The organism is Allomesorhizobium aridi, from assembly GCF_043769475.1.
Taxonomy (GTDB): domain Bacteria; phylum Pseudomonadota; class Alphaproteobacteria; order Rhizobiales; family Rhizobiaceae; genus Allomesorhizobium.
Genome location: NZ_CP171729.1, coordinates 4,753,921 through 4,766,946 on the forward strand (window position 1 = coordinate 4,753,921; position 13,026 = coordinate 4,766,946).

Consider the following 13,026-nt stretch of genomic DNA (forward strand, 5'->3'; position numbering starts at 1 on the left):
CCGTGGATCAGAAAGAGGCGACGGGCGCACCGAACAGGCTCTCATCGGGAACGACGCCGAGGCCAGGTCCTTTCGGCCTCGCGATGTGGCCGCCTTCGACGCGGATTCCATTCTCGGGATCGAAATGACGTTCGATATACGGGGCGGCCAACCAGACGCCTTCCAGCAGATGCGGGGCGACAGTCGCACCAATATGAGTGCACGCGGCGGCGATGATATCTCCGCCCCATGCATCGTCGCAGGTATGCGGCAGATTCCGCGCAGCGCACACGTCGCGGAAAGCCCGCATTGGGTGCAGACCGCCAATCCGGGTGACTTTCATTCCGAAGCCGTCGATCAATCCGGTGCCCGCGGCAGTGATTGCGGTGTTCAGGCTGGTGCCATTCTCGTCCATGTAGATGGCATGATTGACCTGTGGACGGATCTTCTGCAAATCCTCGATAGTGTTGCAGGGCTGCTCCATGATGAAGGGAATTTCGGGACATTCCCGGCTGACCCGGAGCGCGTCACGGGTCGTCCAGCCTCGGTTGGCGTCCACCGCGAGCCGCATGCCAGAACCTCTGATCACCTCCCAGACCTTGCGAATGGTCTCGATGTCCATCTCGACCGGGCGCCCACCGACCTTGACCTGCAATCGGGGATATCCCTCCCGGCTTTTCTCCGCCGCGATCCGGGCGATCTCTTCCGGAGAGCCGACACCGGTAGCGTAGTAAGACGGCACGCGGTCTGTCAGCGCACCGCCAAGCAGGTCGGAGACGCTCACACCCAGCTTCTTGCCCAGCACGTCATGGGCGGCGATGTCGAAGGCAGCCTTGGCGTAGTTGTGGCCGTTGAGCAGGCTGTCCATGCGTCGGTGCAATGGCACCGGCAGGATCTCGGCGCCGATCAGGCCTGGCGCCATCGCGGCGAGCGCCGCCGAGGCTCCGGCGACGTGAGATTCCGCATAGGTCGGGCCAACCGGGCAGGTCTCTCCCCAGCCAAAAAGGCCATCGTCGGTCACCAGCTTGACCAGGGTCGTGGTCAACGACCAGACTTCGGCATTGGCCATCGTATAGGGACCGTTCTTGACGGGCAGGTCGTGGCGGTGGATGTGGATTTCGGAAATCTTCATTCAGAGGCTCCAGGCTTGTACGGGAGCGCCGAGCGCCTCGCGGTTGACGTCAACACCCAACCCCGGCGCGTCTGGCGGCAGAACACGACCGTTGCGCGTGACAGGATCGAACCGTGCTGTTTCCAGCGTGACCATGTCACGCGAATTGTGGATGCAGCGCAGCAGGCGCGGCGGTACCGTCGCCCCCATGTGAACGATTGCGGCAAAGGCGATATCCGATCCGACGGTATCCTGGACGCTCATCGTCAGGCCGGCAGCACGACAAAGGTCACGCTGCCGGCGCGACGGCGTGAGACCGCCTGCCTTGGTTATCTTGAGTCCAATGCCTCCGGCCGCATCGAGGGCAATGACGCGCGCGAGATTCTCGTCCTCCATCACCAGTTCGTCCAGAATAATCGGAACCATGCAGTGACGGCGCAGGGACAAGGTTTCGCGCCATGTCGAGCAGGGTGCCTCGAGCACGAAGTCGAGCCCGTCGGGCAGGAGCCTGAGCATGCGCATCGCGGTTTCCGGCACCAGCCCACCATTGGCATCGGCTATGAAATACTCGCCGGGCTGCTTATCGGCGAGACAGGCACGAATCCGTTCGGCGTCAAGCATGGGTCCGCCTTCGTGATCGAGCGCCCCGATCTTGATCGAGTGGCCGAGATAGCCGCGCGACCGATGCTCGGCGACCCGCGCTCGCATGTCCTCTGGCGCGCCGGCATAGATCGACGAGATCGTAGCCATCGGAACGCCCGTCGAGCCGCCCAGAAGCTCGCAGACCGGGCGGTTCACTGATTTCCCGAACAGATCCCAGCATGCGGCGTCGATGGCGGCCTTGGCGTGGTTGTGTCCGACGAGCACCTCATCCATCGCGTCGTAGATCCGGTCGGTCTGACGGGGATCGCGTCCGAGAAGATGCGGAGCGATTTCCTCGACGCCGGCGCGCGCGCCGCGTGCATGGGCTGCGATGTAGGTGCCGCCGAACGGCGTGCTTTCGCCCCAGCCCTCGGTTCCGTCGTCCGCCTCAACCCGGACTATTACGGCATCGAAGCCGCGATATTCGCGCCCCCCGGACAGCTGATAGACGCCGCCGGAATAGGGCAGGGTGACCTGGTACAGCTCGATGGTCGCGATCTTCATCCGAAAGTCTCTTTTGAGGGGAGCAGCACCAGCTTGCCGACATGGGACTTGGCAAGAAAAACCTTCTGAGCCGCGACGATATCCTTCAGCGGATATGTTTTCGCCACGACGGGCCGGATGCCGCCGGCCTCGATGTAAGAAACAAGATTCTCGAATACCGCATCGTCCTGGAAGGTGCATCCGAACAGGGTCAGATCCTTCAGGTAGAGTGTCCTCAGGTCGATCTCGGCGATGGGGCCAGCGATGGCGCCGGCGACCGCGTAGCGGCCACCGCGGCGAAGAATATCCATGAGGCGGGGCCAGCCTGGTCCGCCGACAATGTCGAGAACGACATCGACGCTGCTATGGCCAAGCTCCTGCAGAAGATCCGCATTCCGGTCGATCACCCGCTCCGCACCCAAAGAGAGGATTTCCCGAGCCTTCGCCGCTGAGGCGAGCGCGATGACCCTGGCGCCCCTCCGGCGGGCGAGCTGGACCGCTGCGGATCCGACGCCTCCCGATGCTCCGGTGATGACGACGGTCTCTTCGCCGACGCCGGCACGGTGCAGCATGTTCTCGGCGGTCGAATAGGCGCAAGGAACCGAGGCGAGCTCGGCATCCGACCAGTCGCATTGAACCGCATAGGTCTCACGCGAAGGCGCGACCGTGAACTGCGCGAATCCGCCGTCGCATTCGGAGCCGAACGTCCAGCACTCGTAGGGCCGGTATTCGACGTAGGAGCGCAGCATGTTGCGCACCAGCACGCGCTCACCGATCCGCGAGGTCTCTACATCGTCGCCGACCGCAACGATGCGGCCGCACACGTCTGCTCCCTGAATCCGAGGGAATGCCAGCGGGGTTCCCGACCAGCTTGCATCGCCGCCTTCAGCCGTGGTGAACCCCTCCGCGCCGCCCGCGTTCGTTCCGGCCGCCACGCTCTTGGAATACCAGGCTGTGCGGGTGTTGATGTCGGTGTTGTTGACACCGGCCGCTGCGACACGGATCAGAACTTCGGCGCGGCTCGGCGTCGGGACGGGCACGTCCGTGCGGTATTCGAGTTTCTCGAACCCGCCGTGGCCAGTGAGAACTACCGCCTCCATTCTCATCTCGTCTCCTCGCTGCACCATGTGAATGAAGCGCCGGCCGTGCCGGCGGCCAGGCCAGCACGTCAGTAGCTCTGGTTGAGTTCGTCAGCCGCGGGGATTTCCCGCTCCCGCCTCGCGATGTAATCGCGCAGGGCCTCGTCCTTGGCCGCGTCGAGCTTCGGTTCCTGGTATTCCGATAATAACCTGCGGGCGTGGTTCAGGGCGCGTTTCGTGGTGTCGAGGCCTCCCTCGGCCTGCCATTGCTCGACCGAGTTGTTGTCGAAGAGTTCGGGCATGAAATACGCCTTTTGGAAATTCTCCAGCGTATGCGGATGGCCCAGATAGTGCCCGCCAGGCCCTACATCCGGTATCGCGGAAAGTGCCTGATCGAAGTCGTCCCATTTGGGACCCTCGGCCATTCGATAGGCCATGGCGCATTGCTCGGCATCGACAACGAATTTTGCGACCGAGCAGTGCATCCCGGCCTCATTCCAACCCGCCGAATGCCAAATGTAGTTCGCGCCGGCGTGCAGGACGGCCGAAAGGGTGGTAGCGCTCTCGTAGCCAGCCTGCGCATCGAACGTCTTGGCCCCGCCGAGCAGGCTCGACGTGCGCCAGGGCACACGATAATACCGCGCCATCTGCCCGATCATGAAGTTCATCAGGGAAATCTCGGGCGTACCAGCCATTGGCGCACCGGATTTCATGCTGACGGTCGACAGGTAGTGGCCATAGATCGCCGGCGTGCCTTTGCGGATAACCTGGGTGTAGGCCAGCGCCGAGAGCGCCTCAGCATTCAGCTGTGCGACAGTCGCCGGCACCGAGGCTGGCGTGTTGGCTCCGCCGAGCACGAAGGGCGAGCACAGAACCGGCTGATTTCGACGGCAGAACGCCCGCATCGCGCCCAGCATCACCTCATCCCAGACGAGCGGCGAATTGCCGTTGCAGTTGCCGGTGGTGACGGGATGCTCCTCCATGAAGTCCTCGCCGAAGAGGATGGCGCACATCTCCATCACGTCTTCGGCGTTCTTGGGGCTGGTGGTCATCCCCATGAACATCTTGTCGGAATGTTTCATCGAGGAATAGGTGATGCGCAAATGCCGCTGGCTGATCGGATGGTCGTAAGGCTCCACGATGTGGTGAGCCGATGAATGCAACGCGGGCATCATGTGGCTCAGCTTGTGGAACATCGCCAGGTCTTCGAGCATCGGATTGCGCCTGACGTCATCCAGGTCGCGCAGGTAGGGGGCGCCCGTCATAGGGACGAATACCGAATGCCGACCGCCGAGACGAACGTTGTTGGCGGGGTTTCGCGCGTGATAGGTGAAATCCGACGGAATGGTCGAAATGAGTTCGCGCACCAATCCGCGGTCGAGGTATACCATCTCCCCCTCGACCTTGGCGCCCGCGCGTTTCCAGTCGTCCACCGCGATCGGATCGCGGAAAAGCACGCCGACGTTTTCGAGAATGTCCATGGAGGCGGCGTCGATCCGCTCGACCTGGGAACCATCCATGACCTCACACACGGGGATGCCGCGGGTCAGACCGGGCAGCATCTGAAAGTCGGGTGTCGTGCGCAAGGTCCTTCGGGCCGTCCGTCCCCCGGCTCGCGACCTGGGTGTCGCTGCAACTTCGCTCATTCTGGCACCTCTTGGTTCACTCTAGTGTCGCGCCGTTCCGATCGCGCCGCTTGCTGGAGACCGAAGTCCCGCTGCAGGAAACGACTGTCTGCCATCTGCACTGGCCGCCGCCGCCGGCGGTTGGATGCCGGCCGCATCCTAAGCGTCCACCGCGATATGGCCGATCGGATTGGTGCAGCAGGCGAGGATGTATCCTTCGTCAATGTCCTCGTCGGTAATGCCGCCATTGTGCAGCATGTGCACCTGGCCCTCCGCCTTGCGAATCTTGCAGGTTCCGCAAATCCCCATCGTGCAACCCGACGGGATCACCAAGCCGGCAGCGCGCGCAACGCTGAGCACGGTATCGGTCTCTGTGCATTTGGCTGTGATACCAGACAGGGCAAAGTGGATTTCCGCCGTGTTGTCCCCCTGTGGCACCACGTCGTCGGGGACATTCTCGGCCTCGGCCGGCAGTGCATGGAAGCTCTCCTGATGGTAGCGCTCCATATCGTAGCCGAGGCCGGCCAGCGCTTCGCGAACGGCCCTCATGAAAGGCTCGGGTCCGCAGCAAAACACCTCCCGCTCGAGGTAATCCTGCGCCATCAGTCCCAGCATCAGCTGGTTGAACATGCCTCGGTAGCCGGTCCACGGCCGATATGGATCGGTACCCTCGACTACCCAATGCAGATCGATACCGGTCACCCGTGTCGACATCTGTTCCAACCGCTCGCGAAAGACAATTTCCGAGGGACGGCGGGCGCAATTGACAAAGACGATGTCCATAGAGCGTCCGGAATCGTAAAGATGGGTGGTCATCGACATCATCGGTGTGATGCCCGAACCGGCCGAGATGAAGAGGTATTTCTCGGCCGGGTGGTGCACGAAGGAGAAGCCGCCTGCCGGACCGATGGCGCGCAGGCGCATGCCCGGCCGCAGATGGTCGAACATCCATCGCGTCCCGACGGAATCGGCCTGCGCCTTGACCGTGATCGTCAGGGAGGTCGGACGCGAGGGGGAGGAGGAGATCGTATAGGTGCGATAGAGCGGCCGGTTGGGAAGCGGCAACTCGAAGGTAAGGAACTGCCCCGGATCGAAGTTGAATAATGCTCTTGACGGGCTCTGGAAGCAGAAGGTCACGACGTTCGGCGCTTCCGGAAGGAAGGAAACACATTCAAGTTCCTCGGTGTCCGTCCAGAACTGGAGCCTGGGCTTGGCGGCTGCGCTCATTCCTCACTCCGCCGCGATTCGTATCGGGGTGATGGAGCGCTCGAGCCAGCTTGCGTACCAGTCCACGAACTGCGTCACGCCGCTTTCCCAATCCGGCGAATATGGGCCAGGGACATAGGCGGGTGAAGAATCCCCAGCTGGTTCGTCTCCACGATCTCGCGATCCTCGTCGTTCGTCGCGATCCAGACTTCGGTCAGCCGCTTGAGGTCGTAATCCACGCCCTCGACCGCGTCCTTGTGCACCAGCCAGGTGGTCGTGACCTCGGTTTCCGTCGGACTGACCGGCGTTACACGAAACGTCAGCGAATGGTCGGGCAGGAAATGGTTCCAGGTGCTGGGATAGTGGAAGGCCAGCAGGGACCCGGCATCAGGCACTCGCACGCGACCGAGTTGCTTCCGGACCGCGGCCTTGCCATCCATGGTGTAGCTGACGGCCGTGCCCTGAAGCGGCATTCGCGCCAGGCGGAATTGTCCCTCGCCAGCCAGCATGAACTGCGCGGGCGCGCCAGCCGCCGCGCACCGGTCAAAATGCGACTGGAGCTTGGACGAGATCGAGCCGTCGGCCGAGACGCCCGCGACCTCCGGGTCCAACGGAAACGACCGGCACAGCGCCGGGTGGTTGGCGCTGCAATGGTAGCACTCGCGGTTGTTTTCCCAGACCAGCTTCCAGTTGCCCTTCTCGACGATCGTCGAGCTGTAGGCCACTTTGGCATCCTGCAGATCGTGAACTGCGAGATAGGGCGAAGCCAGCCGCGCAAAGTCCTCGAAGTCCGGCGGGCTGTCGGCAAGGCAGATGTAGACGAGGCCGTTCAGATTGCGCAGGGGAACCGGTTTCAGACCATGACTGGTCGGATCGAAATCCGGACCCATATGATTTGCCCACACCAGCGTTCCATCTAGGTCGTAGGTCCACTGGTGATAGGGACAGACGAGCTTCGCTACATGCCCCTCGCGGGCCTTGCAGATCATCGAGCCGCGATGGCGGCAGGAATTGTGGAACGCGCGGATCTCGCTATCGCGACCCTTTACGAGGACAATTTGGTAGGCGCCGATGCGCATGGTCGCGTAGCTGCCGGCCTTGGCCAACTGGCAAGCCGGGATCGCGTAAAGCCACTCCTTGTAGAAGATGTGCTCGAGATCGAATTGATAGATTTCCTGCGACACGTAGAAGGGATGCTCAAGGGCATGCCCGGGAACGCGACGTGAGAGCAGGTCTTGAACGCTTGTCATGGGTGACAGCCCGAGCTTCCGAGTTCATGATTCAACTGATCTAATACCATCATCCCCCAGAATCCCTTTGACAACGGCAGAAAATCTCACCTTGATTTAGATGAACTAACCTCATCCTCGGCGACGAGCCGACGCCTTCCTTGAAAGGATCCGGATGCCACGGGCTTATGACTTCTCCTCGATGACGGCTCTCATCTGCTTTGAGGCGGCCGCCCGCAGCTTGAGCTTCAAGAAGGCCGCACAGGAACTGAACGTAACGCCTGCCGCAGTCAGCCATCAGATCAAGGCGCTTGAGACCGATCTTGGATGCAGTTTGTTCCTGCGTCGGCATCGAGGTGTCGAACTGACCGAGAAAGGGGCGTTTCTATTCCTCGCGATCCAGCGTGGGTTCGAGGGGATTTCTGAGGCTGTCACACAGTTGCGAGAGCAGCCGGAAGCGGTTGACGTGACCATCGGGACAACCACGGCGATCAGCGCGCTGTGGCTTACGCCGAAGATCTCGGCTTTCTGGAAGCTCCATCCCGCCACTACCGTCTCGCAGATCGTCAGTGACGTGCCCGTGAGGACCAGCCGCTGCGATCTCAGCATCAACTACGGCAATCCTCAGGAGACTGACGTCGAATATCGGAAGCTGTTCCACGATCACATCGTTGCCCTGGGAACACCGCGCTTCGCCGCCGAGCACAGCATTGCCCGACTGGGCGATTTGCTGAAGGCACCGTTGATTCATTCAAGTGCCGAGGAAACCGACTGGACGACCTGGGCTGACTGGTTTGCGGCGCTAGCATGTCCCGTTCCGAAGGGCCGCGGCTTTCATGTGAACAACTACATGATCGCGCTCCAGGCCGCCCAGGACGATGTCGGAGCCGTGTTAGGTTGGGATGGCCTCGTTGAAAGTCTGATGCGGGAGGAGCGGCTTGTGAAGCTTGTGCCTGAAAGTGTCCCTTCACCCATGGCGTTCTATCTGAAGATCCATCCGCGAGCCTCTTCACAAGCTCGGCTTTTTTTCGGACTGGCTCGTTAATAGCTCTTAAGGGGTTGGCCGCTACTCAACGACAAATACGGGATCTGCGCTCGCAGTGTGAATCGGCGTCATGCATTGCCCCTCCTACTTGCAATGAAATCAACTGAATAGGACGCCGAACGCCATCGAGACCCCACTCCAATTCACATCTGATTGCAGACATCGCATGCCAACGCTGTTTCGGATGGCGGCGTCGGAGCTATTATGCGCGAAATGGGAAACGAGGGCGCAGCCCTGCTCGTTGAAACTTCTCATGTCGAGATGCGGTGATAAAACGGACCTGGCCGTGCTTGGCGCTTCGGCAATCAGTCCTCCGGCGCCAAAGTCACGATCATTCCCCCGAGTTCCGGCTTGAAGCGAACCTGGCAGGAAAGACGCGATTGAGTCCTACGGTGATCAGAGCTGTCGAGCAGTTCGTCCTCATCGACAGACAATGGCGGCAGACGGTCATTCACCTCGCCATCGACATAGATATGACATGTGGCGCAGGAACAGCAGCCGCCGCAGAGTGCGAGCAGTTCGTCCAAACCGGCGTCCCGGATGTGTTCCATGACCGAGACGCCGTCCCGACCCTCGATAGGCATGATCTGGCCCGTCCGGGTAACCACGGTAAATGTAGACATTTTGACCTCCCAGTCACACCTTGCCGCGCACTGCCAAAGCGGCCGCGTCAACGCATCCGTTCATCATCGATTTCAAAGTGATGCTGCTGTCAGCCAGCGTGTCCGCGCCAATGCGCGCGCGCCGCTCCACCAGAACGCGTCCTTCGACGTAGTCCTTCGTGGAATTCACGCAGTCGAGCGCGATCACCGCTCCGTCACGAAGATAGACGACGCTGAACTTTCTCTCGGCCGGATTTCCCCGGATGATGGCCTCGTCGTAACCGCTCGACAGACCGACAGTCTGCAGGCGGAGATCGTATTGGTTCGACCAGAACCAGGGCACGGCGCCAAAGGGCGTCGGCTGGCCGCAAAGGGTCTTCGCCACAGCGGTGGCCTGGTCGGTTGCATTCTGAATCGACTCGATCCTGAGCCCATGGCCGACGGTCACGCGTGCGCAGTCCCCGATCGCGAAGACTTCCGGCAGGCTGGTCCGGCAATGATCGTCGACATCCACGCCGTTGCTTCCCGCGGCCCCGGCCGCGATCAGGGGTTCGACGCAGGGCAGGATGCCGATACCCACGATGGCCATGTCCGCGGGCAAGGTCTCGCCATTGGTCAACCGTACCCCGGCGAGGCGACCATCACGCCCAACGAAACTCTCGACGCTTGTTTCCAGCCGGATGTCGACACCGTGATCGCCATGCTCTTTTTTGTAAAAGCGCGAGAGAGGTTCGGCAGCCACGCGGGCGAGGACCCTGTCCATCGCTTCGAGGACGACGACTGCCTTTCCGAGCTTGCTCAGAACGGCGGCCGCCTCGAGCCCGATATAACCGCCGCCAACGACGACCACGCGCCGAACGCCGGCAAGTTCGTCCATGATCCCGTCGACATCTGTCCGGCTGCGCACGGAATGGATGCCGCGAAGGTCGTGACCGGCACAGGTCATCTTCCGGGGCCGTCCGCCAGCGGACCAGATGAGGTGGCCGTAACCGAACGCCGTTTCGTCCGCGCAAGAAACGCGCTTGTTCCGCGCATCGAGCCCGGTCACCTCGTTTCCAAGCAAGAGGTCTATATTGCGGGCGGCCCAGAAGTCAGGCGGCCGGATCATAATCCGCTCGAAGCCCTTGGCGCCAGAGAGATAGTCCTTGGATAGCGGTGGGCGCTCATAGGGTAGATCCGGGTCGTCGCTTACAACGCCGATCGACCCGGAAAAACCATGCTGCCGCAACGCGACGGCCGCCTGCACGCCGCCATGTCCACTGCCCACGATAAGACAATCGTAATCTCTCATCGCGCTTCTCCCACTCGGCGCAATCTCATGAACATCAGGTCGTCATCGGTGGCTACTCTGCCTCAGGCCGCGTCGCGCCGACGAGGACAAAGGCCATTGTCACCGGTGAATCGCTCTTGTTTCGCCAGGCGTGGCGGGTGCCGCACTGGATGGCGACATCGCCCTGCCGAAGATGGATCTCCGCACCGTCGTCAAGCTCCAGCCAAATCTCGCCGTCGAGCACGATGTCGTAATCGACCGTATCCGTCGTGTGCATGCCCGGAGCGTCCGGCTCGAACAGCTCAGCGAGCCCGGGAAGGTGGTGGCGCTGCTCCGCAGCGGCGGCGACCGGATCGAAGGACGCGCTCGCCATGACAGTATCGGGAGGAAAGCGCACGATCATCAAGCGCGTCTCGCCCTGGGCGGGGGGTATCCTGATCGGCGGCAAGGAGGGGTCCGAACCATCGAGCGGCAGGCTCAACTGCGCCGGCGTGGCCCAACATACGGAGGTCATGAAGCCCGTCACGGACTGGTGCAGACGCGCGTTCGGAACTTCGCCATCGCTCACGAAAACGGACTTGCCGTCACGGATGCCGGTCACCACGCGGCGCGGCAGGCTGGCGCTCAAATCAGCCGACATAGACCAGCCCCTCCTCGAGCAGCTTGGGGCGCATGGCGTTGACATCGAGACTGAGTTCCCCGGCTGCATAGCGCTGGCGCTTCTCTTCCTCGATCCGTTCCCGGCGCCGCGCCTTCTCCAGCACTTCCGCTGCGTTCTCCGCAGGCACAACGCAGACACCATCGTCATCGGCGACGATGACATCTCCCGGCCTGACGAGGCATCCGGCGCAAACGATCGGCACCTGAACGTCCGCCAAGGTCTCCTTCACGGTTCCTTGCGCGGAAACCGACTTCGACCAGACTGGAAATCCCATCTCGGTAAGTGTGGCGATGTCGCGGACCCCCGCGTCGATGACGAGACCGCGGATACCGCGGGCGGCTGCCGAGGTCGCCAGCAGATCGCCGAAATAGCCGTCGTCGCACGGCGAAGTCGGGGTAACGACGAGAATGTCGCCCTGCCGGGCCTCTTCGAGCGCAACGTGGATCATCCAGTTGTCGCCTGGAGCCACTTCGCAGGTCAGCGCATTGCCGGCAATTTTCGCGGGGCGAAAGATCGGACGCAGATGGGACCCGAGAAGCCCCTTTCTTCCCTGCGCCTCATGCACGGTGGCGACGCCGATCTCGCCGAGGCCTCGGACGATGACGTCATCGGTCCGCCTCACGTTTCTCACCACTTTCGCCATGGAAACTCCTCCCTCCGTCACCAATTCTGTGGCGGCCGCTGCCGACCCTCTCGACGGCATCCTCGGATGCCTTCCTAGATACTTTATAGTATCCAAATTCTATTCGGAATGTCAACAGTGAAATTGCATCTTTCGACCAAGGCGGAACGGAAAAGGGGCGCATCGCTGCGCCCCAATCACACGTCTACGATTTCTTGCTCGATCAATGCTTCGGCGTCTGGCCCTCAAAGGAAATGGCTTCCCCGAGCGGCTGATAGGCGGCGCCATCGAACTGGAAGAGCTGGAGCGATTCGATCGGATAAACGTCTTCGCCGCTCTTCGTAGTCAAGGCGATACCCGGCAGCAGCAGATCCAGTTGGACGTGATCGAGGTTGCGCGCGGCCTCCATCATTGCTTCGCGAGTGGGCGCCTTCATAGATTCGAGCACTTTGACCAGCGCGTCGCCTATGGCGTAGCCGGATTGACCGAGCGCATCATCGGTCGAGAACTTTGATTGGGCGGCCGCATGGTCGGCGAGGTAGCGCTTTACGCCCTCATCCTCGCCGGGCGCGGCGGCATTCACCTGTTTCAGAAACTGGCTGGTGATGACGCCCTTGGCGTTTTCAAGGCCCGCCGGCTTCAGCGAGGCGATCGAGGCCGCGATGTTGGAGACGAGCGTCGTCGGTTTCCAGCCGCTGTCGGTTGCGAAGCGCACGGCTTCGGCGCCCTGCTTGGGGCCGGTGATCACGACGAGCGTATCGGCGCCGGACGCCTTCAGGGTGGAGAGCTGCGTCTCGACCGTAGGATCGGCCGAGGTCACCGGTTGGGCCGCCACGATGGAGACATTCGAACCGCTGATCGCGCCTTCCAGGGCCGATTGGAAGGTCTGCCCCGTTTCGGTATTGAGGAAAAGGAGCGCGACCTTCGCTTGCGGCTTGTTATCGAGCAGATACTTCGCAAAAGCCGCGGCTTCGGTCGTAAAGGACGGAACGAAGCCCATCTCCCATTCCGGTCCCGCAAGTTCATGCACGCCGGAATACATGAAGAGGTTGGGGACGCCCCGCTGGGTTGTATAGCGGCCGATGGCCTGGTTGTTCGGCGTGCCCGCCGTCGCCACCAGGGCAAGGACTTCTTCCTTCTCGACGAGTTTGCGAGCGTTCGTCAAAGTGCGCTGCGGATCGAGACCATCGTCTTCGACGAGGAGTTCGATCTTGCGCGTCTTGCCGTCGGCCATCGTGATGCCGCCGGCAGAGTTGATCGGATCGATCCTTGTACGTATGCCATCGGCGATCGCGCCAAGAGCGGCCACCGGGCCGGTCAACGGCCCGGATATGCCGATTTTCACCGTAGCGTCCGCGATTCCCGGCGACGTATCTTGAGCAAGCGCCGGCGCTGCGGCGAAGGCCGTGACGACGAGCGCCTGCATCGCGAGCGCGATTTTGGGTCGTGTAAGCAATTGCATGTCATTCTCC

General features: G+C 61.9%; 10 protein-coding genes and 2 pseudogenes. 1 reads left to right on the forward strand and 11 read right to left on the reverse strand.

Annotated elements, in window-relative coordinates; translation table 11 throughout:
* Window positions 1-7 precede the first annotated feature (7 nt).
* The 6 genes and pseudogenes from ACG873_RS25535 to ACG873_RS25560 all read right to left on the reverse strand — a co-directional run bounded on the left by ACG873_RS25535 (window position 8) and on the right by ACG873_RS25560 (window position 7,375).
* Complete coding sequence (locus tag ACG873_RS25535; RefSeq protein WP_394888571.1) at window positions 8-1,111, reverse strand: mandelate racemase/muconate lactonizing enzyme family protein; 1,104 nt, start codon at window positions 1,109-1,111, stop codon at window positions 8-10.
* Window positions 1,112-2,236, reverse strand: a complete 1,125-nt coding sequence (locus tag ACG873_RS25540) for a mandelate racemase/muconate lactonizing enzyme family protein (RefSeq protein WP_394888572.1) — start codon at window positions 2,234-2,236, stop codon at window positions 1,112-1,114.
* Window positions 2,233-3,315, reverse strand: a complete 1,083-nt coding sequence (locus ACG873_RS25545) for an alcohol dehydrogenase family protein (RefSeq protein ID WP_394888573.1) — start codon at window positions 3,313-3,315, stop codon at window positions 2,233-2,235. The genes ACG873_RS25540 and ACG873_RS25545 overlap by 4 nt, the downstream gene beginning before the upstream one ends.
* A 68-nt stretch (window positions 3,316-3,383) precedes the next feature.
* Window positions 3,384-4,880 carry a trimethylamine methyltransferase family protein gene (locus tag ACG873_RS25550; protein WP_417568621.1) on the reverse strand — a complete coding sequence of 499 codons (1,497 nt, stop codon included), beginning with the start codon at window positions 4,878-4,880 and terminating at the stop codon, window positions 3,384-3,386.
* A gap of 198 nt (window positions 4,881-5,078) precedes the next feature.
* Window positions 5,079-6,146 (reverse strand): 2Fe-2S iron-sulfur cluster-binding protein, encoded by a 1,068-nt coding sequence (locus ACG873_RS25555; RefSeq protein ID WP_394888575.1) that lies wholly within the window; start codon window positions 6,144-6,146, stop codon window positions 5,079-5,081.
* A gap of 3 nt (window positions 6,147-6,149) precedes the next feature.
* Window positions 6,150-7,375, reverse strand: a pseudogene (locus tag ACG873_RS25560) (aromatic ring-hydroxylating oxygenase subunit alpha).
* Between the two features lie 154 nt (window positions 7,376-7,529).
* Here ACG873_RS25560 and ACG873_RS25565 point away from each other — a divergent pair.
* A pseudogene (locus tag ACG873_RS25565) lies at window positions 7,530-8,409 on the forward strand (LysR substrate-binding domain-containing protein).
* Window positions 8,410-8,704: 295 nt separating this feature from the next.
* Here ACG873_RS25565 and ACG873_RS25570 read toward each other — a convergent pair.
* The 5 genes from ACG873_RS25570 to ACG873_RS25590 form a co-directional block, all read right to left on the reverse strand.
* Window positions 8,705-9,022 (reverse strand): 2Fe-2S iron-sulfur cluster-binding protein, encoded by a 318-nt coding sequence (locus ACG873_RS25570; RefSeq protein ID WP_394888576.1) that lies wholly within the window; start codon window positions 9,020-9,022, stop codon window positions 8,705-8,707.
* Between the two features lie 13 nt (window positions 9,023-9,035).
* Window positions 9,036-10,247 carry an NAD(P)/FAD-dependent oxidoreductase gene (locus tag ACG873_RS25575; protein WP_394888577.1) on the reverse strand — a complete coding sequence of 404 codons (1,212 nt, stop codon included), beginning with the start codon at window positions 10,245-10,247 and terminating at the stop codon, window positions 9,036-9,038.
* Between the two features lie 97 nt (window positions 10,248-10,344).
* Complete coding sequence (locus ACG873_RS25580; protein ID WP_394888578.1) at window positions 10,345-10,911, reverse strand: cupin domain-containing protein; 567 nt, start codon at window positions 10,909-10,911, stop codon at window positions 10,345-10,347.
* Entirely contained in the window at window positions 10,901-11,575 is a 675-nt protein-coding gene (locus ACG873_RS25585) for a 4-carboxy-4-hydroxy-2-oxoadipate aldolase/oxaloacetate decarboxylase (RefSeq protein WP_394888579.1), read from the reverse strand. The genes ACG873_RS25580 and ACG873_RS25585 overlap by 11 nt, the downstream gene beginning before the upstream one ends.
* A 202-nt stretch (window positions 11,576-11,777) precedes the next feature.
* Window positions 11,778-13,016: an ABC transporter substrate-binding protein gene (locus tag ACG873_RS25590; protein ID WP_394888580.1), complete on the reverse strand. Its 1,239-nt coding sequence runs from the start codon at window positions 13,014-13,016 to the stop codon at window positions 11,778-11,780.
* Between the last annotated feature and the right edge of the window lie 10 nt (window positions 13,017-13,026).